The sequence below is a fragment of the Nocardia sp. PLKS1-43 genome (assembly GCF_059510335.1).
The window spans coordinates 259,575-282,831 of the sequence record NZ_JCAJZQ010000008.1 but is presented as its reverse complement, the minus strand read 5'-3'; the positions used below and the strand labels follow the sequence as shown (position 1 = coordinate 282,831).

At 68.0% G+C, this 23,257-nt stretch carries 19 protein-coding genes and 1 tRNA gene; 7 read left to right on the top strand and 13 right to left on the bottom strand.

The annotated features are described in order from the left end of the window. Positions 1-101 precede the first annotated feature (101 nt). From AC5WS7_RS27170 to AC5WS7_RS27160, 3 genes are all read left to right on the top strand, one after another. Positions 102-1,268 carry an FAD-dependent oxidoreductase gene (locus AC5WS7_RS27170; protein WP_495957412.1) on the top strand — a complete coding sequence of 389 codons (1,167 nt, stop codon included), beginning with the start codon at positions 102-104 and terminating at the stop codon, positions 1,266-1,268. Between the two features lie 102 nt (positions 1,269-1,370). Then, positions 1,371-2,039 carry an EthD domain-containing protein gene (locus AC5WS7_RS27165; protein ID WP_495957411.1) on the top strand — a complete coding sequence of 223 codons (669 nt, stop codon included), beginning with the start codon at positions 1,371-1,373 and terminating at the stop codon, positions 2,037-2,039. A gap of 430 nt (positions 2,040-2,469) precedes the next feature. Continuing rightward, positions 2,470-3,774 carry a metallophosphoesterase gene (locus tag AC5WS7_RS27160; RefSeq protein ID WP_495957410.1) on the top strand — a complete coding sequence of 435 codons (1,305 nt, stop codon included), beginning with the start codon at positions 2,470-2,472 and terminating at the stop codon, positions 3,772-3,774. 474 nt (positions 3,775-4,248) lie between these two features. On the opposite strand, the gene AC5WS7_RS27155 is transcribed toward AC5WS7_RS27160, so the two are convergent. Beyond that, positions 4,249-4,319, bottom strand: a tRNA-Cys gene (locus AC5WS7_RS27155). Positions 4,320-4,446: 127 nt separating this feature from the next. On the opposite strand from AC5WS7_RS27155, the gene AC5WS7_RS27150 reads away from it, so the two are divergent. Beyond that, complete coding sequence (locus tag AC5WS7_RS27150) at positions 4,447-4,983, top strand: MarR family winged helix-turn-helix transcriptional regulator (protein WP_495957409.1); 537 nt, start codon at positions 4,447-4,449, stop codon at positions 4,981-4,983. Positions 4,984-5,118: 135 nt separating this feature from the next. Next, positions 5,119-6,195, top strand: a complete 1,077-nt coding sequence (locus AC5WS7_RS27145) for an Hsp70 family protein (protein ID WP_495957408.1) — start codon at positions 5,119-5,121, stop codon at positions 6,193-6,195. An 8-nt stretch (positions 6,196-6,203) separates the two neighbouring features. On the opposite strand, the gene AC5WS7_RS27140 is transcribed toward AC5WS7_RS27145, so the two are convergent. The 4 genes from AC5WS7_RS27140 to AC5WS7_RS27125 are packed head-to-tail and all read right to left on the bottom strand — an operon-like array spanning position 6,204 to position 9,215. Then, positions 6,204-6,713 carry a DUF3558 family protein gene (locus AC5WS7_RS27140; RefSeq protein ID WP_495957407.1) on the bottom strand — a complete coding sequence of 170 codons (510 nt, stop codon included), beginning with the start codon at positions 6,711-6,713 and terminating at the stop codon, positions 6,204-6,206. Between the two features lie 2 nt (positions 6,714-6,715). After that, on the bottom strand, positions 6,716-7,231 hold the full coding sequence (locus AC5WS7_RS27135; protein ID WP_495957406.1) for a DUF3558 family protein: 516 nt from the start codon (positions 7,229-7,231) through the stop codon (positions 6,716-6,718). Between the two features lie 39 nt (positions 7,232-7,270). After that, a complete protein-coding gene (locus tag AC5WS7_RS27130; RefSeq protein ID WP_495957405.1) occupies positions 7,271-8,077 on the bottom strand; it encodes an enoyl-CoA hydratase in 807 nt (268 codons plus the stop codon). A 52-nt stretch (positions 8,078-8,129) separates the two neighbouring features. Further along, positions 8,130-9,215, bottom strand: coding sequence for an enoyl-CoA hydratase/isomerase family protein (locus tag AC5WS7_RS27125; RefSeq protein ID WP_495957404.1), 1,086 nt, complete (start codon positions 9,213-9,215; stop codon positions 8,130-8,132). Positions 9,216-9,435: 220 nt separating this feature from the next. Here AC5WS7_RS27125 and icmF point away from each other — a divergent pair, with 220 nt between their 5' ends. Continuing rightward, positions 9,436-12,675, top strand: coding sequence for a fused isobutyryl-CoA mutase/GTPase IcmF (gene icmF / locus AC5WS7_RS27120; RefSeq protein WP_495957403.1), 3,240 nt, complete (start codon positions 9,436-9,438; stop codon positions 12,673-12,675). Between the two features lie 90 nt (positions 12,676-12,765). Here icmF and AC5WS7_RS27115 read toward each other — a convergent pair whose 3' ends face one another. From AC5WS7_RS27115 to AC5WS7_RS27090, 6 genes are all read right to left on the bottom strand, one after another. Continuing rightward, positions 12,766-13,200, bottom strand: a complete 435-nt coding sequence (locus AC5WS7_RS27115) for a TA system VapC family ribonuclease toxin (protein WP_495957402.1) — start codon at positions 13,198-13,200, stop codon at positions 12,766-12,768. Continuing rightward, positions 13,200-13,436: an antitoxin gene (locus AC5WS7_RS27110; protein WP_495957401.1), complete on the bottom strand. Its 237-nt coding sequence runs from the start codon at positions 13,434-13,436 to the stop codon at positions 13,200-13,202. Before AC5WS7_RS27110 ends, AC5WS7_RS27115 begins: the two co-directional genes overlap by 1 nt. 147 nt (positions 13,437-13,583) lie before the next feature. Continuing rightward, a complete protein-coding gene (locus tag AC5WS7_RS27105; RefSeq protein WP_495957400.1) occupies positions 13,584-14,393 on the bottom strand; it encodes a helical backbone metal receptor in 810 nt (269 codons plus the stop codon). 334 nt (positions 14,394-14,727) lie between these two features. After that, positions 14,728-15,495 (bottom strand): SWIM zinc finger family protein, encoded by a 768-nt coding sequence (locus AC5WS7_RS27100; RefSeq protein ID WP_495957399.1) that lies wholly within the window; start codon positions 15,493-15,495, stop codon positions 14,728-14,730. 28 nt (positions 15,496-15,523) lie between these two features. Next, positions 15,524-18,370: a DEAD/DEAH box helicase gene (locus AC5WS7_RS27095; RefSeq protein WP_495957398.1), complete on the bottom strand. Its 2,847-nt coding sequence runs from the start codon at positions 18,368-18,370 to the stop codon at positions 15,524-15,526. Between the two features lie 188 nt (positions 18,371-18,558). After that, on the bottom strand, positions 18,559-19,485 hold the full coding sequence (locus AC5WS7_RS27090; RefSeq protein WP_495957397.1) for a hypothetical protein: 927 nt from the start codon (positions 19,483-19,485) through the stop codon (positions 18,559-18,561). Positions 19,486-20,049: 564 nt separating this feature from the next. Between AC5WS7_RS27090 and AC5WS7_RS27085 the strand changes: the two genes are divergently transcribed. Next, on the top strand, positions 20,050-20,751 hold the full coding sequence (locus tag AC5WS7_RS27085; RefSeq protein WP_495957396.1) for an HNH endonuclease family protein: 702 nt from the start codon (positions 20,050-20,052) through the stop codon (positions 20,749-20,751). 187 nt (positions 20,752-20,938) lie between these two features. Here the strand turns inward: AC5WS7_RS27085 and AC5WS7_RS27080 are convergent, their stop codons facing one another. Further along, the gene (locus AC5WS7_RS27080) at positions 20,939-21,745 is read right to left on the bottom strand and encodes a sulfurtransferase (RefSeq protein ID WP_495957472.1); all 807 of its coding nucleotides are present in this window, start codon (positions 21,743-21,745) and stop codon (positions 20,939-20,941) included. Positions 21,746-21,805: 60 nt separating this feature from the next. Beyond that, positions 21,806-23,203 carry a benzoate/H(+) symporter BenE family transporter gene (locus tag AC5WS7_RS27075; protein WP_495957395.1) on the bottom strand — a complete coding sequence of 466 codons (1,398 nt, stop codon included), beginning with the start codon at positions 23,201-23,203 and terminating at the stop codon, positions 21,806-21,808. Positions 23,204-23,257: the final 54 nt, after the last annotated feature.

Genomic DNA, 23,257 nt, shown 5'->3' with positions numbered 1-23,257 from the left:
ACAAATGTAGGCCAACAACTGTTGACGCGCCACAGCCGACACCCTATCGTTGATGTCAACAGTCGTTGGCCAACAGATGTTGGCAAATCTGAGGAGCCGTCATGAACACAGTTCCCGCCACCGCCTCGGTCGTCGTCATCGGCGCGGGGCCCACCGGAATGACCGCGGGGATCGCGCTCGCCGACGCGGGCGTCGACGTGGTCCTGCTGGACCGGCTGGCCGAGGGCGCGAACACCTCGCGAGCCGCGGTCGTCCACGCCCGCACGCTGGAGGTGCTCGACGAATTCGACGTGACCACGGACTTGATCGAGCACGGACTCGTCGTCGAGCAGTTCGACCTCAACGACGGCCCGCAGCGCTTGGCCACGATCCACTTCAAGGACCTGCCGACCCGTTTTCCCTACACGCTGCTGATCAGCCAGGCGACCACCGAGGAGGTACTGCTGGCCCGGCTGCGCAAGGCGGGTGGCACCGTACTGCGTCCGTACACGGTCACCGCGGTGAAGAAGGACGATTCAGGCGTCACGGTCGAATTCACCGACGCCGCAGGCGATTCCGGATCCATTCGAGCGGACTACGTGATCGGCGCGGACGGTATGCACAGCGTGGTCCGCGAACAGGCGGGCATCGGATTCACGGGTGCGAGCTATCCGGAATCGTTCGCGCTGGCCGACGTCCGGATGGACTGGCCCGACCCGCGCACCGAGGTCTCCCTGCACCTGTCGCCGCAGGGGTTCACCCTGGTCGCGCCGCTGCCGGACGAGCAGGACGACCGCTTCCGCATCGTTGCCACCATCGACGAGGCCCCCGAACATCCGGACCTGGCCTTCATGCAGGCCATCATCGACGAGCGGCGTCCGGGCGGGCGGGTGCGGGAAGTGTTGTGGAGCTCGCGGTTTCGCGTGCATCACCGGCTCGCCGACCACTACCGCGCGGGCCGTATCCTGCTGGCCGGCGATGCCGCCCATGTGCACAGCCCGGCGGGCGGACAGGGCATGAACACCGGAATCCAAGACGGCGCATTGCTGGGCCGGTTGCTCGCGCGGGTGCTGCACGGCGAGCCGGAGGCCCTGCTCGACGAGTACGAGGCGACCCGCCGCCCGGTCGCGCAGGGCGTGGTCGAACTCACCGACCGGATGACCCGGATGGCCACCCTGCAACGGCGCCCGGCGCGCGCCCTGCGCAACACCGTTATCCGCCTCGCGGTGCTGTTCCCGCGCGTGCGGCGGGCGGCGGCCTTCCGGCTCGCCGAGCTCACAGCCCGCTGATCGGGTCGGATTCCATTCAGCGAGATCGTCCGCGGGAATTCCCGCGGACGATCGCATCGCGCGGATACCCTCGTCGACCACCGATGCCGAAAGGGCGATGAGATGAAATTGATGTACGCCCTGTGGGGTTCGGAACCGGCTGATACGCTGCGCTCCCCCGGCACGCATGCGCGGCTGGCCCGCGCGGGCGCGAGCGAACTGCAGGTCAACGTGGTCGACGACGATGTCGCGGCGGCGACATTGCGGCTGTCGACCTACGACGAACCCGTGACCGCGGTGCTCAGCGTCTGGACCGAAACCGGGCACGAGCCGATCACCCGCGAACTCACCTCGCTCGCCGGACATGTCGAGGGCTGGATCGTCGAGGAGCGCGTCCCGATGGCACCCCCGGCGACCCCCGACGGCGTGCGCTTCGACGCGTTGTCCAATATCGCCTTCCTGCGGATTCCGCCGGAAATGGCACCCGAAGCGTGGCGGAAGTACTGGCACGAGGTGCACACCACCATCGCCATGGAAACCCAGGCCACCTTCGGCTACCTACAGAACACCGTCGTGTCGGCGGTGACTCCGGGACGTCGCGTCGACGGCCTGGTCGAGGAGCTGTTCCCGATGGCCGCCATGACCGATCCGCACACGTTCTGGGGCAGCGGCGGCGATGACGCCGAACTGCAACGCCGCGTCGCCCGCATGATGGCCAGCATCGACGCTTTCGGCGCCAACCGGGATATCGACGTCGTTCCCAGCAGCAGATACCACTACACCCTCGGCTGAGATCGCGGTCCGCACGCAAAGCGCCGCGGTCAACGCTCTCACATAGGGCATTTCGCTTATCCGCGTCACACGGGACCACTTCGACTCCGCGTCCGCCTCGCTGCCGAGTTGTCCCAGCGGCACCGCGACCTCCACCGACGTCGAATGGTCCGGGGCTCAACCGGGTGGACGTCGATTTCCGGCGCGCTGCCTTCGCGCGCGGACCGTTCCCGGGACTGTCCGGCCGCGACTGTCGTACACGAGCCCGAAACCCGGATGCCGTAGTCTGCGCTGCGACGGCGCCCGTACTCGGACGGGCGGGGCCCGACGAGCGCGAAGGGGTATGCCGCTGATGACGTGTTGCGGCCCGAACCGTCGACGGATGCTCGCGGCGCTGGCAGCGGCCCCGATCGTGGTCGCGTCGGGAACTGCTCGCGCACAAGCGAATTCGATGATAGCCACGGATCTCGAGCTGGTGACGCTGACGCCGGAGTCCGCGATCCTGACGTGGACCACGCTGGGTTCGGACGCGGCCGGGAACCGGATTCCGATGGACGCGGGCACCCAGATCCGCATCGCCACAGCCGATTCCGTGGGGCCGGCCCGGACCGTCGTCGACGACGCCGCTCGGACGCCGTACCACTACGCCGAGGTCACCGGTCTCGAACCCGGACGCACATATCGTTTCGAAGCGTGGTCCGACGGCGTGCGCGCGGTTCCGGCGCCGACCGTGGTGACGCATCTGCCCGGCAGCGCCGAATGCACCGGGCAGTTCACCACACTCGTGCCGCCGCCGGGCCGGCTGCTGCGCACCGTGGCCCTGTCCAACGACGTGCATCTCGGCGAGGAGACATCGGGTCTGCTCGTGAACGGCTATCCGCCGGGAGTCCAGCAGGAACCGGGACTGCGGCCGTATCCGGAGTTGATGTTCACCGGGATGCTGGACGACCTGCGCCGCCCCGACCGCGGCGCGGACCATCTGCTGCTGGCCGGTGATCTGACCGCGGAGGCGACGCCGGACCAAAGCCGTTCCGTCCGAAGTCATCTGGATCGCTGGGGCCGGGCCGGACTGGACTGGTTCGCCGTGCGCGGCAATCACGACCGGCCGCACGTCGGCCCCGACTATGCCGGCTGTCCGCCGGTGGCCGATGCGGCCCATCACGACTGCTGGGGCGAATCATTCGGCGCGCGAGGGCAACTCACCGAACACCGGCTGGGCGAGTTGCGCCTGCTCGGCCTCGACACCACCCGGCTCGACGAGGCGGGCGGGGCCATCGATCCGGATCAGTTCGCGCACCTGCGCGAGGTGCTGCGGGCCGACCCGGACCGACCGACGCTGGTCTTCGGCCACCACCCCGTGACGCTGAATTCGGCCCTGTCGAATATCAACGGCCCGGATTTCGTGTTGAACCGCGCCGACGCGGCGACCCTGCAGAACCTCTACCGATCCGCGCCCGGCGTATTCCTGCATCACGCGGGCCACACTCACCGCAACCGCCGCACCGCTCCCGATATCCCGCTGAACGTCGAATTCCTCGAGGTCGGCGCGGTCAAGGAATATCCCGGCGGTTACAGCCTGATTCGCCTGTACGAGGGCGGCTACATCGTCAATTTCTACAAGACCCGCACTCCCGAGGCCCGCCGCTGGAGCACCCGCAGCCGCGCCGAATATCTGGGGCTGATCCCGGAATACACTCTCGGCACCACCGCGGATCGCAATCACGTTGTCCTACGCGACCTTTCAGGCCGGAGGTAATTCAACCAAGGGAAATCGCACCACGACACCGGCCCCCGCACACCTGGTTTCGCCGACCCCGGACAACGCCCACACCAAGGTTCACGGCCCGCCTCGCCGCTCGGACGCGTGGCGGGTGCGAGGAACGAGTGCCCGACACGGGGCTGGACGGCGAGACGTCGGGGGCCGCGAACCCGGCGAAGCGAAGCAGAGGCAATCAAACACAGTTCGCGGCCCGTCTCGCCCGCTCGGAGCGGTAGCCCATGCGAGCAACGGTTACCTGACGCAAAGCCGAACGGCGAGACCAGCCGAATCCAGGATTCCCACGTCCACCCAGGCCCGTTCACCCTGAGCAACGCCCACACCAAGGTTCACCGCCCGCCTCGCCGCCCGGACGCGTAGCGGGTGCGAGGAACGAGTGCCCGACACGGGGCCGAGCGGCGAGACCCCGAAGGGCCGCGAACACCCCGGGGCCAAGCGGAGGGCAAAATACAGAGCGAGTGGCGGGAATCGAACCCGCGTACACGGTTTTGCAGACCGCCCCCTAACCACTCAGGCACACCCGCATCGACCTTCATCGTGCCCGGGGCCGTCCGCCGCGCCCAGGGTTGCGGTCATCATGATCGCAAACGCACCCGGCGTCCGAATAGCGTGGAAACTGCTACTTCGCACCACCCCTCTAAACTCGATCGCATGGCTACACCCCGCCCGCTGCCCCTGGACCCGATCGCAGAGGCCCATCGCCAGTGGACCTCACACGGCTGGGGTGAGGTCGCGGACGGGATGGCGGCGGTGACGTCGCTGGTGCGGGCGCAACAGATCGTGATGGCGCGGGTGGACGAGGCGCTTCGGCCGTCGGGTCTGACCTTCTCCCGCTACGAGTTGCTCGCGCTGCTGAGCTTCAGCCGGACCGGAGCGCTGCCGATGGCCGTGGCCAGTGCCCGGTTGCAGGTGCATCCGACCAGCGTGACCAATACCGTGGACCGGCTCGAGGCCGCCGAACTGGTCAAACGGGTGCCACATCCGAGCGACCGCCGGGCGACGTTGATCGAGATCACCGATGCCGGTCGGCAATTGGTGGCCCAAGCGACCGAGGAGCTGAACGAATCGGTTTTCGCGCGTCCCGGCCTGCCGCCGCAGCGCCTGCGTCAGCTACTGCAGCTACTGTCGGAGTTCCGCCAGGCCGCAGGCGATTTCGATATCGGCGACACGCCGACGCACTGGTCATGACGAGCAGAATCATCCGACCGGTAGGCACGAAAACCGCAGCCGGAGAGCGGTTGTGACCCAGTCTGGATAACCATTCAGCATCCAGCCAGCGACATGGCCGCCATGACCTTCCCATCCGGGCGGGAAAGGTTCACCATGGAGCCCATGGTGCTGGTCCTGGGGGTGTCGGCGGGCGCTGGGGGAGCCCGCGCGATGTTGACGCACTCCGACCAGCCGCATCTGCCGCCGATCGATCGCTGCACCGTCCCCCGCCGGGCCGGAGCCGGCGTCGAGGAACCGGTGTTCGCGGCCATCCGCCTGATGCGGAACGCGGCAGCGCAGCGGGAGGAGTTCATCACCGCCACGGCGGTCACCTGCCGCTGCTCACTGCACGAGGAGGCGGTGCGGGCCATGGCCGCTCGCACCGGCCTCACCATCGTCGACGAACCGCACGCCCAGCTGCGCTATCTGCGCTTCACCGGACAACTACCGGACGAGGGCGCGGTGCTGCTCTACGATCTGGGCGCCTCCGGACTCACGGTCACCGAAGCCGACTGCCGCACCGACGCGATTCTCGCGATCAAGCGCAGCACCGTTCTGGGCGGCGACGGACACGACGCGCTGTTGCGCTGGCATCTGGCCCACGGGGGGCTGAGCATCGACAAGCCGACCAGTCGCGCCTACAAGGAGGCGCTGACCGCCGCACCGGTGCTCACCGCCACCGATCCGGCCAGCGGACAGCGAATGGTGGTGACGCGCAGCGATTTCGAGGAGCTGGCCGAGGCCGGAATCCACCATTCGGTGTCCTATGTGCGGCAGATGATCGAGGAGACGGGCGTTGCGCCGAACGCCATCGCCCTGCTGGGCGGGTGTGCCCGTAATCCGGGGATTCGCGAGGCGCTCGGGCAATTACTGGATCTGCCGGTGATCTACGATCCGGAACCGGAATTCGTCTCCGCGCGCGGCGCGGTGCTGATGTCCACTCGACTGCCCTCGGCCGGCCGGATCCGGAGTGCGCGATTCGGCGCGCGACCGGCCCCGCGGCCCACCGATCCCGCACCGGTATCCAAGCGCAAACTCGTTGCCGCGCTTGCTGTTACAGCCACACTGGGGGCAACGGTGGCGGGACTGCTCAGCACGAACCGGGATTCGACCGCACCGGCCACCCACCACGCCCCGCCGGCTCCGGTCGAGGTCGCGGGAACGCCCGCGAAACAGTTGCCGCCCAAGTAGTTTCGCGCTCAGATACCGTCGAATGTCAAGGTGGTGTGCAACAGGCTCATCGCCGCCGCGCACGGATCGGGCTGTGCGGCATGGTCGCGGTTCTGCACCCACCAGGTGACGGTACCGGTGTCGGCGGCGGTCACCCCGCAGCTGCCCGGATCCTGCGGATCGCGCCAGTACATCCCGCCGAAACGGTCGACCACCACTTTCTCGGTCCGATATCCGTATTGCGCGGCGACCTGCATCTCCCGCATCAGCACATCGCCGGAGAACCAGCTGTAACTGAGATCGACTGTGCCGCCGGGGGTCCGGGCGATCCAGGTGCACGTGGTCGGCGCACTCTGCCGACGCACCGAGGTCGCGTGCAACTGACCGGCGAGAGCTTGCTCGCTCAGTGGCCCGCAGCCGCCCAGAACGTTCGGATCAGCGGCCGGGGTGCTCTGCGTGCGCGGGGTACCGCTGCCCGCACATCCGGCCAGCGCGGCGGCCAGCAGCACCGCGAGCACCATCCGCCCTGCCGCGCGCATCGCTAACCCGCCTTCGCGAGCGTCTCGGCGGCGAGTTGCTCGAGTTCCGAACAACCTTGCGGCCGTGCGGGTTCGGGCCCGCTGCCGGTGAGGATCCAGTCGATGAAATCCGTCCCGCCGGAGGCGACCGCGATCTCGCAGGCCTTCGCACCCGACCAGAGAATGCCCGGGTGGCCCGCGACCTGCACCGTCGAGGGCGTGCCGAGGGTGACCTGGTCGCGGCGGTCCCGCAGCGACGTCCCGCGGAACCACTGGAAGACGACGGCGTAATCGCCGTCCGCGCCGGCATCCCAGCTGCATCGCATCGGATCGGCCGCTACCTGCTGCAATCCGGTGAGTCCGGTGGCCCGGGAGATATCGGCGTCGGAGACCGACCCGCACCGCCCGATCGCGACGGCCTGCGCGGGAGCGGCCGGCACACTCGTCTGTTCGGACGCGGACGGACCGACCGGACTACCGCATCCGGTCACGGCCATCACCGCACAGGCCATCGCCGCCCGTGCCACCTGCTTGTGCACGTGGCCAAGGCTACGGGAACATCGGCGAGGCGTCGCGGCTCAGCGATGGGTGAAATCGGCGGTCCGCTTCTCCACGAACGCGGCCATGCCTTCCTTCTGATCCTCGGTCGCGAACAGCGAATGGAACACCCGGCGCTCGAACCGCAATCCCTCGTCGAGCGTCGTCTCGAACGCGCGGTTCACCGCCTCCTTGGCGATCAGCACCGAAGGCAGCGACATGGACGCGATCGTCTGCGCGACCTCGAGGGCAACGCTCAGCAGGTCGGCGGCCGGCACGACGCGCGAGACCAGACCCGCGCGTTCGGCCTCCTCGGCGTCCATGTTGCGGCCGGTGAGGATCAGATCCATCGCCTTGGCCTTGCCGACGGCCTTGGTGAGCCGCTGCGAACCACCCATCCCGGGGATGATGCCCAATTTGATCTCGGGCTGACCGAATTTCGCGGTATCCGCCGCGATCAGCAGATCGCACATCATGGCCAGCTCGCAGCCGCCGCCCAGGGCGTATCCGGCGACCGCGGCGATGATCGGCTTGCGGAACGCGGCCACCCGGTCCCAACCGCCGAAGTGATCGACCAGGAACATGTCCATATAGGACTTGCTCTGCATCTCCTTGATATCCGCACCCGCCGCGAAGGCCCGCTCGGACCCGGTGAGCACGACCGCGCCGACGCTCTGATCCTGCTCGAGCAGATCCAGTGCGGCGGTGATGTCCACCAGCACCTGGGAATTGAGCGCGTTGAGCGCCTTGGGCCGGTTCAGCGTGATCACCGCGACGCGGCCGGTGCGCTCCAGGAGGATCGTCTCGAAATCCGGTCCGCCGTCCCGCACCGATTCGTCCTGCGTCATCTCGTGTTCCTCTCCCGATCGAGTCCGGACATCGGTGACCCTAGCGGAGCGGTCACCGTTCGCCTCGCAATGGTTGATGTTGCCCCAGTTCGTGATCGCCGAGTTCGCGGAAGTAGGCCGCGACATCGGCATCGGTGACCTCGGCGAGGGTGGCCGGTGACCAGCGCGGTTCGCGATCCTTGTCGATCACCTGTGCGCGGATGCCCTCCACCAGGTCGTGCGTGCCCAGTGCCGCGATGGAGACCCGGTACTCCCGGTCCAGCGCCTGCTCGAGATTCGCGTCCGCGCGGGCGTTGCGCAGCGAACGCAACGTGACCTTCAGCGCCACCGGCGATTTCGCGAGCAGATCGGCGGCGGCGCGGGCCGCCTCGGGACGTCCGTCGCTCTGCAACCGGGACACGATCTCCTCGACGGTATCCGCGGCGTAGCACGCGTCGATCCAGGCCCGGTCGACGACGAAGGCCGAAACCGGGGCGGGCTGAGCGAATTTCGCGATGGCTACCTCGGCCTCGGCGGTGCGCAGCGCGTCGAGCAGGGCCGGAATCTGTTCCGCGGGAACGAAATAGTCGGCGAATCCGGCGGCGATGGCATCCCCGGCACTCATCCGGGCGGCGGTCAGCGCGACGTGCGTGCCGATTTCGCCGGGTGCGTGCGAGAGCAGGTAGGTGCCGCCCACGTCCGGGACGAAACCGATACCGGTCTCGGGCATGCCGACCATCGAACGCTCGGTCACCACGCGGTACCCGGCATGCCCGGACAGGCCGACGCCACCGCCCATGACGATGCCGTCCATGATCGCCACATACGGTTTGGGGTACCGGCCGATGAGGGCGTTGAGGATGTATTCGTCCCGCCAGAAACGTCCGCTGGGCGAATCGGCCCCGGCCGTGCCGCCGTTCTCGACCGCGTTCTTCGCGTCGCGGTGGATGGCGACGATATCGCCGCCCGCGCACAGTCCGCGTTCGCCCGCGCCGGTGAGCACCACCGTTCGCACCCGCTCGTCGTCCACCCAGGCACGCAGGGCGTCGAGAATGGTCAGCGCCATCGGATGGTTGAGCGCATTGATGGCCCTGGGCCGGTTGAGCGTGATCAGGCCGAGGCCGTCGCGCACCTCGATCAGAACCTCGGGCTCGCTCATCTGTGTCCTTCCCGGCCGTGCCCGTCGTCGGGCCAACTACTAGGTCATCCTAGATTCGGACGTGCATCCGCATCCATTACCAGGTCTGTGATCCACACCATCACGGCGGTGCGGCACCCGTCGAGCCCTGGCGCTGCGACCCCGGCCACAGTACAGTTACTTTGACGTCCTACTATCGGGACATCAAATTATTCGACGGCCTCTTCTGATGGAGGATGTCATGGCCGACCTGCACACTCCGGTACACCCGGTTCGCTTCGTGACCTCCGCGGCCCTGTTCGACGGGCACGACGCCGCGATCAACATCATGCGGCGGATCCTGCAATCACAGGGCGCGGAAGTCATCCACCTGGGGCACAACCGCGCCGTGCAAGAGGTGGTCGACGCGGTGCTCACCGAAGACGCGCAGGGCGTCGCGATCAGCTCGTATCAGGGCGGGCACGTCGAATACTTCGAATACCTGGCGACCGCGCTGCGTGCGGCGGGCGCCGGGCACGTGCGGATCTTCGGCGGTGGCGGCGGCGTCATCGTGGATCAGGAGATCAACCGGCTCGCCGCGGCCGGGGTCCGGATCTTCTCCCCCGAGGACGGGCAGCGACTCGGCCTGCCGGGCATGATCAACGAACTCGTGCGCGACTGCGATGTCGACCTCTCGCGTGAGCCCGCGGATATCGAGGCCGTCCTGGCCGGTGACCGAAAAGCGCTGGCGCGCACCATCACCTGCCTGCAGCAGGACGCACTGCCCGCGGCCGACCTCGCGGCGCTGCGGGCCGCGGCGGCCGGGCGGAACGTCCCGGTGCTCGGCATCACCGGCACCGGCGGCTCCGGAAAGTCCTCGCTCACAGACGAACTCGTGCGGCGGCTGCGCTCGGATCAGCAGGACAAACTGCGCGTGGCGATCCTCGCGGTGGACCCGACCCGGCGCCGCGGCGGCGGCGCGCTGCTGGGCGACCGGATCCGGATGAACTCACTCGACAGCGATCACGTCTACTTCCGCTCGCTGGCCACCCGCGGCGCGCACGAACTGCCGGTCAATACCGACACCATGATCCTGGCCTGCAAGGCAGCCGGATACGACCTGGTGATCCTGGAAACGCCGGGTATCGGGCAGGGTGACGCGGCCATCATCGACCACGTCGACCTCTCGCTGTACGTGATGACGCCGGAATTCGGCGCGGCCTCGCAGCTCGAGAAGATCGATATGCTCGATTTCGCTGACGTGGTGGCGATCAACAAGTTCGAGCGTCGCGGTGCGGCCGACGCCCTGCGGGACGTCTCGCGGCAGCTGATCCGCAACCGGGAGGCGTTCACCAGCACGCCGGAGGATATGCCGGTCTTCGGCACCAGCGCGGCGACGTTCAACGACGACGGCGTGACGGCGCTGTACCAATATCTGGCCGCGCACCTGGCCGAGCAGGGGCTGCCGATCGCCGAGGGCGTACTCCCGCGGGTGGACACCCGCGCCTCGACCCGCTTCGCGCAGATCATCCCGCCCGCCCGGGTGCGGTATCTGGCCGAGATCGCCGAGACGGTCCGCTCCTACCATGCCGATACCGCCGCGCAAGTCATTGCCGCGCAACGGGTTCAGCGGTACGAGCAAGTTCTCGAGGAGTTGTCCGGTCTGGTCGGCAACACGGCCGCGAGCGAGGGCGAATCCGCGATCGGCGCCCTGTTGGAATCCGCTCGCACCGAGCTGAGCGCGGATAACGCCGCACTGCTGAAGGATTGGCCCGCGCTGGCCGAGTCGTATCGCGGCGAGGAGCAGGTGGTGCGCGTCCGCGATCGCGAGCTGCGCACCACGCTGCGGCGCAAGTCGTTGTCCGGCAGCTCGATTCCGCGCGTGGCCCTGCCGCGGTTCACCGATCACGGTGAGCTGCTGCGGTTCCTGCGTTCGGAGAATCTGCCCGGCCGTTTCCCGTTCACCGCCGGGGTGTTCCCGTTCAAGCGGGACAACGAGGATCCCGCGCGCATGTTCGCCGGTGAGGGCGACCCGTTCCGGACCAACCGCCGGTTCAAGGTGCTCTCGGAACATTCGGACGCCAAACGGCTGTCCACGGCCTTCGATTCGGTGACGCTCTACGGCCACGACCCGGCCGAGCGCCCCGATATCTACGGAAAGGTCGGCACCTCAGGGGTTTCCATCGCGACGCTGGACGATATGAAGGCGCTCTACGACGGCTTCGACCTCACCGCGCCGACGACCTCGGTATCGATGACCATCAACGGGCCGGCGCCGACGATTCTCGCGTTCTTCCTCAATACCGCGATCGACCAAGCGCTGCAACGGTTCTCCGAATCCGAGGGACGTGAGCCCGATGCGGCCGAGGCCGCCGATATCCGGGCCCGGACGCTGGCCACCGTGCGCGGCACCGTGCAGGCCGACATCCTCAAGGAGGATCAGGGCCAGAACACCTGCATCTTCTCCACCGAATTCAGCCTGCGCATGATGGCCGACATCCAGGAATGGTTCGTGCGCAACGACGTTCGCAATTTCTATTCGGTCTCGATCTCCGGCTACCACATCGCCGAGGCGGGCGCGAATCCGATCAGCCAGCTGGCCTTCACGCTGTCCAACGGATTCACCTACGTCGAGGCGTACCTCGCGCGTGGCATGCACATCGACGATTTCGCGCCGAATCTGTCCTTCTTCTTCTCCAACGGCATGGATCCGGAGTATTCGGTGATCGGCCGGGTGGCGCGGCGGATCTGGGCGGTCGCGATGCGCGACAAGTACGGCGCGAACGAGCGCTCGCAGAAGCTCAAGTACCACGTGCAGACCTCGGGACGCTCGCTGCACGCACAGGAGATGAGCTTCAACGACATTCGCACCACGCTGCAGGCCCTGATCGCGCTCTACGACAACTGCAACAGCCTGCACACCAACGCCTACGACGAGGCGGTCACCACGCCGACCGAGGATTCGGTGCGCCGCGCCCTGGCCATCCAGTTGATCATCAACCGGGAGTGGGGTCTGTCGATGAACGAGAATCCGCTACAGGGCAGTTTCATCATCGACGAGCTCACCGATCTGGTCGAGGAGGCGGTGCTGCAGGAGTTCGAGCGCATCTCCGAACGCGGCGGCGTCTTGGGCGCGATGGAGACCGGCTATCAGCGCGGCCGCATCCAGGACGAGTCGATGCTGTACGAGCAGCGCAAACACGACGGTTCGCTGCCGATTATCGGAGTGAACACCTTCCGCAACCCGCACGGAGAGGAACAGCGCGAACTCGAACTGGCCCGCGGCACCGAGGCGGAGAAGCAGTCCCAGCTGAAGCGCACTCGCGAGTTCCAGAGCGACCACCGCGACGCCGCCCACGAGGCCCTGGCCCGCCTCGACGCCGCCGCCCGCACCGACGAGAACGTCTTCGAGGTGCTCATGGACGCCGCCCGGGTTTGCACCCTGCAACAGATCACGGACGCCTTCTTCACCGTCGGCGGTCAATACCGCCGCAACGTGTAGGGCATCCGGCATGCATGCACGGTGTGCATGCATGCCGGTCAACCTGCTGATTCTTGATGTGCCCGAGGACATCCGGACACCAGGGATGGTTCATCCCTGCCCGATCGGATCCCACACACGGGCGAATCCGAAACTCCGAAAATCTTTGACATTCCGGGTCGCGATTTCGTCGACGCCGTGGTGTCGCAGTGTGAGCGCAAGCCGCGCGTCGAACAAGCGACGGCGCGTCATCCCGGGAGTGGCGGCTACCTTCCACACCTCGTTCATCACCGGCGCATTCTCGATCAGCGCCCAGCGCCGATTGCCACGAAACGCCTGGCATACCTCTGCCGCGTCCGGGCCATCCAGCGGTCGAGCCAAGACCGCGGGGTTACGCAGGAGTTGATACAACTCGATGAGGACAAGTTCGGCGATCGCTACATCGTCACGACGACCGCAATCAGCAACGAAATCCGCTGCCGCCCGATGCTCGGCACAATCCTCATTCTGCGCATACAGCAACACATTCGTATCGATCGACAGCATCACGCCTCGTTGGCGAGATCGCGCCAGTTTTCTTCCGGCGCCTGAAAGGCACCCAGTCGCCGCGGTGTCGGCGGACGCCAATCGGATTCGCTCACGCCGTCGCGAGCCGGATAGATCCGCACCATATGTTCGAGACCGCGGCGAACGACTTCCGCCAGCGTCATTTCCTGCTCCTCGGCAATCCGTTTGGCATCTCGATACAGCCCATCAGGCAGTTGGACCTGAGTACGAATCATACATCGAATTTACATCTACATCAAAAATTAATCAATAGTCCGAATAAGCGCTCTCCGATCGACAGTTGCTCAGATGGACCGGTTCCAATTCAGATCGTGGCACGCAGGCTGACGGCTGATGCTATGCGGGTTTCGGCAAGGCGGACGTCAGTCGGACTTGTTCACGCCGTCCCGGGTACCTGCCGGATTTGTCGCTCGGGCCAGCCGGTCGGACAGCCTGGCTCGCGCGGTGACCAGGGAAGGCCCATACCAGGTGAGGTCGCGGCCGGAGACCAGGGCTGCCGGGATGTTCGGAAAGGCTTCGGGGCCATCGGTTTCGGTGAAGACGTAGGGCTCGTCGGGCAGGATGGCCAGGTCCACGCCCGAGGTGAGGTCCTCAGCGGACACCGTGGGGTAGCGGCCGGGGAGGTGGGCGTGGACCAGGCGCAACCCGAGGCGGTGGGCCAGGTCTCCGGTGAAGGTGTCGCGGCCGACCACCATCCACGGGTCACGCCAGATCGGGATCACGGCGTTGCGAATCGGTTCCGGAGGTGGTGGAGCCCAGACCGATTCGGCCTCGGACAGCCAGTTCGGACGTTCGACGCCGAGTGCTACGGTGAACAGCCGGGTCATCGATTCGAATGCCTCGTCGACAATGCGAATCCTGGTGACCCACACCGCGATTCCCGCAGCGCGCAAGCGGTCGACGTCGATCCGGCGATTCTCCTCCTGATTGCAGATCACCAGATCAGGTGCCAGTTCGGCGATCCGGCGCACATTCGGATTCTTGGTTCCCCGGACCCGCTCCACGGCCAGCTCCCGAGGATGAGTGCACCAGTCGGTCGCCGCCGCGAGCATTCCCGGACAGCTCAGTGCGATCGCCTCGGTCAGCGACGGAACCAGCGAGACGACCCGCCGCACCGGGCGGGCGATCGGCACCGGCGTCCCGAGATCATCGACCGGATCGGCATCGGACATCTCTCCACCCTAATTCTCGTCCAAACCGACCCCGGATACCCAGCGCCAGGCCTACGACATCGTCGCGGAGAATTCGGCCGTTCCCCCAACGAGGTCCACGATATGTTCGCCCATCGAACCGGGACGACGTGATGGCCGGCGTTTATCGTTGTCGCAACCACAGCTTCGTTTCGACGGCGGACGCCCATCCGGCGGCTGTCGCGCGGACAGATCCCGCGCTGCGTCATCCTCGGCAGGGCCACGGCCGGTCACCGTCCGAGCGGTTGCCGGGCCCGCGACGTGCACGGGATGCGAGGGGCCCGGGAGCCGGATCGCACCGGGCCCGGCGACCGGACTATCGATCCAGCGTGCGGTAGAGGGTGTCGAGGTCGCGCAGGCCCGATTCGGCGGTGTGTTCGTCCTCGGCGGTCATGCGCAGGGCCTGGCGAAGCGGGATCGGGTCCAAATCGTCCACGGCGGGCCGGAATTCGGGTTCGGGAAGGCCCGGCAGGGTGATGTTCTCGCCGTAGAGATCGTCGGAAACCGTCGGGCCGCTGTCGTTCTGGACGCCACCGATGAGGGTGTCCAGATCCAGGCCGCGCAGGGTGAGCATGACCGAGGGTTCCTCGTCCAGGCGTTCGGCGATGATGTAGCAGACCGCGGCCACATGTTTGCAGGGCCAGCCGTCGTCCGGGCAACTGCAGGCGAAATCGAGTTCGGCGGCGGTGGTGGGCAGCAGCAGCGGCCCCAATTCCTTCGGCAGGGCGCCCGAGGCCAGCTGGGCGAGCATGCCGGGGGTGGCGCGGACCAGATCGATCAGCTCGTCCAGGCGTTCGTCGCGCAGAGTGCGCAGGGTCAGCGTGGCCGAGAACGGGCGCGGCTGACTACCCTGCACCTCCGCGGCCACCGCGCCCGGTTCGATGTGATAGTTCACCACTTGGCCGGCGCGCGCATAGGTGCGCCCGCGAGTCAATCGCCCGGCGTCGGCCACCTGCTCCACCGCCTCGATGAACGACCGTCCCCACCAGGTGCGCGCGAAAGAACCTCTGCGACTGCGCGGTTCGACTCCCCCGCGCACGGGCAGGCGTTTGCCGTACCGGTCGTAGTCGATGAACGGACTCATTCCCGCACCTGTCCCGCACCGTAATCGCTCATTCGCCGACCGCCTCGGAACCCAAGGCGAACAGCGCGCCGATCTCCTCGGTGCTCAGTTCGGTGATCCAGTTCTCGCCCGCGCCGACGGTCAGGTCCGCCAATTCCCGCTTGCCGCTGATCATATCGTCGATCCGCTCCTCGATGGTGTCGACACAGACCAGTTTGCGCACCTGCACATCGCGCCGCTGGCCGATCCGGAAGGCCCGGTCGGTGGCCTGGTTCTCCACCGCGGGGTTCCACCAACGATCCAGGTGTACAACGTGATTGGCGGCGGTGAGATTGAGACCGGTGCCACCGGCCTTGAGCGACAACAACATCAGCGGCGGGCCGTCGTCGTTCTGGAACCGCTCGACCATTTCGTCACGCCGCTTCTTGGCCACCCCGCCGTGCAGGAACGGGATCTGCGTGCCGAACCGCTCGTCCAGATAAGGCCCGATCAGATCGCCGAATTCGCGAAACTGGGTGAACAGCAGCGCCTTCTCGCCGTCGGCCAGCACCGATTCGAGAATGTCCTCGACCAGCCCTATCTTGCCGGACCGATGACGGCCGCGGCGCAGCACACTCGATCCGTCGCCCAGGAAATGAGCGGGATGATTGCAGACCTGCTTGAGCCTGGTCAGCGCGCCGAGCACCGCGCCGCGGCGGGACATGCCCTTGGCGTCCTTCAGTTTCGTCACCATATCGTCTACCACGGCCTGATACAGCGCGGCCTGTTCCACGGTCAGATTGGCACGGACCGTCATCTCGATCTTCTCGGGCAGATCGGAGATCACGGCAGGGTCCGTCTTCACCCGGCGAAGCACGAAAGGCGATGTGACCGTGCGTAATCGGGTGATCGCGTTCTCGTCGCGCTCGCGCTCGATCGGAATCGCGAACCTGGCGTGGAACTGGGAGGCCTTGCCCAGCAACGACGGCGCCGCGAAGTCCAGAATCGAGCGCAACTCCTCGAGCCGGTTCTCCACCGGGGTTCCGGTCAGCGCCAGGCGATGCGGGGCGGGCAGGGCGCGCGCGGCCCGCGCCTGACGGGTGTTCGCGTTCTTGATGTGCTGCGCCTCGTCCAGGGTGATCCGCCGCCAGGGCTGGCGCTTCAACTCCTCGAAATCGCGGGCAAGTAGCGCATAGGTGGTGATCACCAGGTCCGAATCCGCAACGGCGCCATCGAGTTCGGCGCCCGAGCGGCGCGCCGCACCGTGGTGCACCAGCACCCGCAGCCCCGGGGCGAAACGCTCGGCCTCGCGCTGCCAGTTGCCGACCACCGACATCGGGCAGACCAGCAGTGTCGGTCCCGGCGCGGAACCGCTTGCGGCGCTTTCCCTTTCGTAGACCAACAGGGCCAACACCTGCAACGTCTTGCCCAGGCCCATATCGTCGGCCAGGATCGCGCCGCAGCCGAGCCGGTTCATCGTCACCAGCCAGGACAGGCCGCGCAGCTGATACGGTCGCAACTGCGCCTTCAGGCCCGAGGGCGGCTCGACGGGATCCGCCGATCGGGTCGCGTCGAGCAGTTCGGCCACCCAGCCACTGGCGGTGACGTCCTCGATCGGCACGTTCCGAACCTCGGAGGCGGCGATCTCGGCCATCAGAGCGGTCAGCGATCCGACCTGTTCGTCGGTGCGACCGTCCAGATACATGGCCGCGGCGGCCAGGGTCCGGTGATCGGCCTGCACCCATTGACCGCGCAGGCGCACCAGATCGGATTTCGATTTCACCAGGCGGGACATCTCGGCCGGGGTGAGCACGATATCGCCGAGCGCCAACTCCCAGCGGTAGGCGACCAATCCGCTCAGGCCGACCTCGGTCTCGGTCGCAGCAGGGCTCTGCACCCGCATTCGCATACTCGGCGCGACGATCCGCCACGCGCGCGGCAGCAGCAGATGCACTCCCGCGGAACGCAATTCGTGCGCACCGTGCGCGACCAGATCCTGCACGACCGGGGTAGGCAGCAGGAAATCCATCCCGCGCGGATCGCGCGGCAATTCCCGCAACATCGGATACGCCTGGATCGCCGCGGTCACCCGCTCACCCGCGATCCGCACCAGCGCGGGATCGCCGAGGATCGGAACGGGTTGCGGCGCTTCACCTTCCATGCGCAGACAGACCTCGAGCCGCCACAGCGCGTCGACGGTTTCCGTGGCCTGCTCGGGATCGTCGTCCGGTTCGAGCAGACGCAACACGAGTTCCGGTTCACCCGTGGTCAGGCTGGTGCGCCACTGGTCGAGCACGTCGGCCACCCGATGCGAACCGGAATCGAGCGGAGCGTCGGCGATCAAGGCGGTCAACAGCGGATGGGCGGGGTGGCGACGCGAGCCGATGGCCGCGGGGTCCAGATGCAGCCGGGCGATCGGATCGGTCAGCTCGGCGACGAGATCTTCCAGCAGCGCCGCCGGACGCCCGGCCACTCGCAGTGCGGGCGGCATCGCCGCGGCCAACTCGGCAAGCCAGGCGCGCTGGCGCTGACCGCCGACCAACCGCCAGCGCACCCACCACTCGCCGTCGTCGCGCCGGAGCTCCGGCACGATTCGCCCCGCCCGCACCCAGCGTTCGACACCACGCGCGACATGCGCCAGAAACCGCAGGTCAGCAGCGATGACGGCGGGCGGCAACCGCTGCAGCAACACCTGCGCGGCCATCGGCGGCGCGAGCGCATGCCCGCGTACCGCGATCTCCTGGGGCCCCTCCCCGCCTGCGACCAGGACATGCGCCCGATGCCGGAACCGAGCCGCCTGCATCACCCCACCGAGCGGATCGGGCAGGCTCACCGCATCGATCGCGGACACCGTGTCGGCCTCGGGATGGCGCCACAGCACCAGCCCCGACCCGGGTGTCCACAATCCGTGCAGCATCCCACCATCCAATCAGGTGGCACCGACAGGCCGAGACGGCCCCGGATCGCCCATCGTCCGGGTCCGGCGTTCGCACCGACACCGGACGGTAGCCATCTGCGGTGACCGCTCACACGAGTCGACAGGCCGAAGCGCTGTCGTCACGTGGCGGGCGGACGCCGGTGCTGTTTCCGGAGCGTCCGCCCGGATCAGACCGCGCTTCCGATGGCGGCACCGGCGACGCCGCCGATGACACCACCGACCACCGCGGCCGGAATACCGACAGCCGCGGCGCCCGCCGCGGCACCGACCGCGGTTCCGACGGCCCCGCCCACCGGCACCCCCACGACGGTCTCGGAAGTAACGGCGACACCGACCACACCGCCGAGCATGCCGCCCACGACGCCCCCGGCCACCGCGGCGGGCACGCCGGCCACGGTCGCGCCCAGCGCGGCGCCCGCGAGCGCGCCGGCGGCCACCTTGTCCGAACGGCTGGGGTTGATGCCGACCGAGTTCAGGCCAGTGGAGAGGTTGGCTTCGGCCTGGGCGGCGGTGACGTTGACGTTGGTCAGCAAGTCGCTGGGCACGGAGTCCGGGACCGGAGAGGTGAAATTGCCCAGGCGCAACGTGCGCGGCGGAGGCGCGATCGGCTTGACCGGTTTCACGGCGGTGGGCGCGTGCAACTGGGTCCAGTTCACGGCCGGGGCGGACTCGTATTCGTCCTGCGGAATGGGCCGGAAGTCCGGCGGGACAACGTAATCCGGCGCTGGCTCGGCCGGAGTGACACCGGGCTGGACGGTGACCCCAGGGGTGACGCCCGGTTGCACGGTGGTGTGCGGGGTGTACAGGCTGTCCGCCCACGACGGCGTCACGCCGGGTTGCGGTGTGCCCGAGGGGCCCGCCTGCGGCTGCGGCCCCTGGTCCTTGCCGGGCGGGGGCGTGACCGACGTACCGGGCACGGTCGGCTGGGTGGAGTCCTGGGTCGGCGCGGTGGATGCCGAAGCGGCAGTGGACGATTGGCCCGACTGATGGGTCGTGCTGGAGCAGCCGACGACCAGTGCGAGCGGAATCGCCCCCACCGCGGGCAACATCACCCGCCGTGCCGCCGTACCGAACCTGCGATGCCGCCCTGCCACGTGACCACCCACCTCAATCGGATTCCGCAATCAAAAGCCCCCCGTGACCGCATGTCACGTGCGCACGCAGGATCGTAACTACCGGATAACGTTGGCACGAAACCAATGTGATCAGGAGCACAGTAACGGGCATCCGGGCCGAGCAGATAGGTTTTCCTCGAACTGCGCTGCCTACCAGTGCGATTGCTCTGCGGAACACGCGAGCGGCAGCCGGACACGCCGCATTCGCGCCGCGCCGACTCCACCAACTCGCACCCTTTGTCGGACGGGCCCGCGCACCAGCTGCCAACGCCCGCACGTCATCTGGCCGAGGGCGGGCATCGGCTCGGACTCGTCGAGCCTGCGTCGCGACGTCGTCGAGTACACGCACAGTCGCGCGAGCCAACGCCATCGCACAGCCCTTTCACCCGGGTAAAAGCGCACAGCTACAGGATTTCTCGCTCCGCCCGCGCCCAGTCTCGCGAAGCCGCAGTGGCTTTCGGTGAACAACCTCTTCAGCCGGGGTGTCGGCGCGATGCGCCCCGTTCGGGGAATCTGTCGGTGCCCCGGTGTAGTAGTTGTGCCGTGCATTCGAACAGGGGCGGATGGGGGTGGGCACTGGCGGCGCCGGTCGTCGCGGTGCTGCTGGCTGTTGTAGTGCTGCACGGACCGGGGCTGTTCACCGCGTCGGCGCCCGCACCGGGCAGTCCCACGCGGGCGCAACTCGAACGGCTGCTGGCCGTGGTGCGGGTGCTGCCGCGGCGACCGCATCCGGGTGGATACGAGCGCGGCTGCGCGGCCGGGCAGGGCTGTGTATTCGGTCCGGCCTGGGCGGCGTCCGGCAACTGCGACTCGCGCAACGCCGTGCTGAGCAAGCAGCTCAGCGCCGTACGTTTCCGCGCGAACACCGATCAATGCGTGGTCGCCGCGGGCACCCTGCACGATCCCTACACGGGCAGAGATATCGCCTTCGACAGATCCCGCGCCCGCGCGGTGCAGATCGACCACATCTATCCGCTGGCCGCCGCCTGGGATATGGGCGCCTCGGATTGGCCACTGCCGCAACGCATCCACTTCGCCAACGACATCGAATTCAATCTGCTCGCCGTCGACGGCCCGACCAATCAGGACAAGGGCGACCGCACCCCGGCCGACTGGCTACCGCCCGCCCCGGCCTACCGCTGCTACTACGCGGGCCGCTACCTCACCGCCGCCGCCCACTACACCCTCCCGATCACCGCCGGAGACCGTGATGCCCTGTCCCGCACAGCCCACGACTGCCCCTGATGCGGCGTTCGCCGGCTCCTCCGGCTCCGCGGCCGCCGTCGCGCGCAGCCCATCCTCCAGCCGCACAGCGCCTTCGGCTATCGAGGCGATCCACGATCGCACCCGGACGCCCCGATACCGGCCTGCCCGCCACCCGGCGCGCCGGTTCGCGCGGCGAAGGAGAACGGCAATGCCCGGACCGGTTCGGTCAGCCGGTGGCGACGGGACGTTCGGGATCGCTGGACCACTGGGACCACGAACCCGGATAGAGGGCGGCCTCGATACCCGCCGCGGCGAGTGCGGCGATCTGGTGGGCGGCGGTGACACCGGAACCGCAGTACACCGCCACCGGACCGGTGCCGAGCCCGGTGAACCGGGCGCGCAGCTGATCGGGGCTCTTGAAAGTGCCTTCGGCGGTGAGGTTCTCGGCAGTGGGTGCGCTCACCGCGCCGGGAATGTGCCCGGCGCGCGGATCGACCGGCTCCACCTCGCCGCGGTATCGCTCGCCCGCACGGGCATCGAGCAGCAGACCGCCCCAGGCCGCCGCGCCGTCTGCGTCGATGACCGGCAGAGCACCCTCGGTCAGCACGACATCGCCCGGGGCGGGATCGGCTTCGCTGCCGACGGCGAGTTCACCACCGGACCGCTCCCATGCCGGGAGTCCGCCGTCCAGGATTCGCACATCGTCCATCCCCGCCCAGCGCAGCAGCCACCAGGCGCGTGCGGCGGCCATGCCGCCGGTCCCGTCGTAGACGACCACCGGTTCACCGGTGCGCAATCCCCAACTGCGAGCGCATTTCTGCAGATGCGCGATCTCGGGCAGCGGGTGGCGGCCACGCGCCGTGGAGGGCGGCGCGGCCAATTCGGTCTCCAGATCCACGAACACCGCGCCGGGGATGTGACCGTCCAGATAGTGCTGCGGACCGTCCGGATCGCCCAGCGCCCAGCGCACATCGAGCAGATGTGTGCGGGACGCGTTGTCACCCAGCTGTTTCCGAAGGTCCTGCGCCGAGATCAATACCGAGGCCAAGCCGACTCCTCTGTCACATCTGTTCCCCCGGGACGCGAATACCTCTCACCCTACGGCAGCGCGTTTGCCGCCGGGCGGGCGTGGCGAATCGCCCGGACGGCGCGCCGAGAGCGTCCAGCGGACCAGCAACCCGGCCAGCAGCGCCCAGAAGGCCGCACCGATCCCGAGCGCCGCGAATCCGGACGCCGCCACCAGGAAGGTCACCGCCCCGGCGATCCGATGCTCGGCCGAGCCCAGGGCCGCGGTCAGCGCGGTGGCGAGCGTTGCGATGAGGGCAAGTCCCGCAACGGTTTCCAGCACGCCTTTCGGGGCGGCGGCGACCAGGACGACCAGAGCGCCCGAGACGAGCGTCAATACCAGATAGGCACAGCCGACGGTGAACACCGCGATCCAGCGTCGCCGCGGATTCGGATGCGCCGACGGCGCTGCCGACAGGGCCGCGCTGATCGCGGCCAGGTTGATCGCGTGCGCGCCCGCCGGCGCGCCGATCACCGTGCCGATCCCGGTCACGGCCATGGCCGCGCGCCACGGCACCCGGAAGCCGAAGGATTCCATGATGGCCACGCCCGGGATGTTCTGCGCGGCCATCGTCACGATGTACAGCGGTATCGCGATGCCGATCAGCGCCGTCCAACTCCAGTGCGGCACAGTCAATTCCACTCTCGGCACCATCGCCGCGAGATCCAGTCGCCGATGTTCGGCCGCGATGTCGGCACCGGCCCCGATCGCGGCGGTCGCGAATGCCGCGAGTACGGCCCAGCGCGGGGCGAACCGCTGCAACACCAGCCAGACCACGATCACCGGGACGACGACCGCCGGACTGACGGTCAGTGCGCGCATCGGGGCCAGACACAGCGGCACCAGCACACCGGCGAGCATGGCCTGCGCGATCTCGGCCGGAATGGCCGCGATCAACCGGCCCAGCCGCTGCCAGAACCCGGTCAGCACGATCAGCGCGCCCACCACCGCGAACGCCCCCACCGCCGCGGGCCAGCCGCCGGACACCGCACCGGTCCCCGCCAGCAGGGCCGCACCGGGCGTCGACCAGGCCAATGCGATCGGCATTCGATACCGCAGGCTCAGCACCAGCATCCCCACCGCCTGCGTCAGGCAGATCGCCAACAGCCCGGAAGCCGCCTGCCCAGGTGTAGCCCCCACCTTGGTCAAGCCGGTGAGCACCACCGCGAACGTGCTGGTGAACCCCACCAACGCGGCCACGATCCCGGCACCGACCGGCTGCCAGATTCCCGGATCACCAGCACCGGCATCCGCCCGGGAGGCGCTATTCGAACCAGGAGCGGCCGCGGCGTCGGACCCGGCGTCGTCAACGCCCGAACCTGCGGCGCCGGCGTCCGGGCCAGGCTCGGCAGACGCACTGGACTGTCCGAGAGATCGACCGGACCGCGAATTCGGATCACTGGTCTGCGGTTCGGTGAAGGTCATTTCGTAATCGTCCCGGGTACGAACAGTCCAGTCAGCGGCCAATCGTTCGAAAGT

Bases quoted from the DNA above. Each gene is read 5' to 3' on its own strand.
- AC5WS7_RS27170 (WP_495957412.1), top strand. From the start codon at position 102: ATGAACACAGTTCCCGCCACCGCCTCGGTCGTCGTCATCGGCGCGGGG.
- AC5WS7_RS27165 (WP_495957411.1), top strand. From the start codon at position 1,371: ATGAAATTGATGTACGCCCTGTGGGGTTCGGAACCGGCTGATACGCTG.
- AC5WS7_RS27160 (WP_495957410.1), top strand. From the start codon at position 2,470: ATGATAGCCACGGATCTCGAGCTGGTGACGCTGACGCCGGAGTCCGCG.
- AC5WS7_RS27150 (WP_495957409.1), top strand. From the start codon at position 4,447: ATGGCTACACCCCGCCCGCTGCCCCTGGACCCGATCGCAGAGGCCCAT.
- AC5WS7_RS27145 (WP_495957408.1), top strand. From the start codon at position 5,119: ATGGAGCCCATGGTGCTGGTCCTGGGGGTGTCGGCGGGCGCTGGGGGA.
- AC5WS7_RS27140 (WP_495957407.1), bottom strand. From the start codon at position 6,713: ATGCGCGCGGCAGGGCGGATGGTGCTCGCGGTGCTGCTGGCCGCCGCG.
- AC5WS7_RS27130 (WP_495957405.1), bottom strand. From the start codon at position 8,077: ATGACGCAGGACGAATCGGTGCGGGACGGCGGACCGGATTTCGAGACG.
- AC5WS7_RS27125 (WP_495957404.1), bottom strand. From the start codon at position 9,215: ATGAGCGAGCCCGAGGTTCTGATCGAGGTGCGCGACGGCCTCGGCCTG.
- icmF (WP_495957403.1), top strand. From the start codon at position 9,436: ATGGCCGACCTGCACACTCCGGTACACCCGGTTCGCTTCGTGACCTCC.
- AC5WS7_RS27115 (WP_495957402.1), bottom strand. From the start codon at position 13,200: ATGCTGTCGATCGATACGAATGTGTTGCTGTATGCGCAGAATGAGGAT.
- AC5WS7_RS27110 (WP_495957401.1), bottom strand. From the start codon at position 13,436: ATGATTCGTACTCAGGTCCAACTGCCTGATGGGCTGTATCGAGATGCC.
- AC5WS7_RS27105 (WP_495957400.1), bottom strand. From the start codon at position 14,393: ATGTCCGATGCCGATCCGGTCGATGATCTCGGGACGCCGGTGCCGATC.
- AC5WS7_RS27100 (WP_495957399.1), bottom strand. From the start codon at position 15,495: ATGAGTCCGTTCATCGACTACGACCGGTACGGCAAACGCCTGCCCGTG.
- AC5WS7_RS27095 (WP_495957398.1), bottom strand. From the start codon at position 18,370: ATGCTGCACGGATTGTGGACACCCGGGTCGGGGCTGGTGCTGTGGCGC.
- AC5WS7_RS27075 (WP_495957395.1), bottom strand. From the start codon at position 23,203: ATGACCTTCACCGAACCGCAGACCAGTGATCCGAATTCGCGGTCCGGT.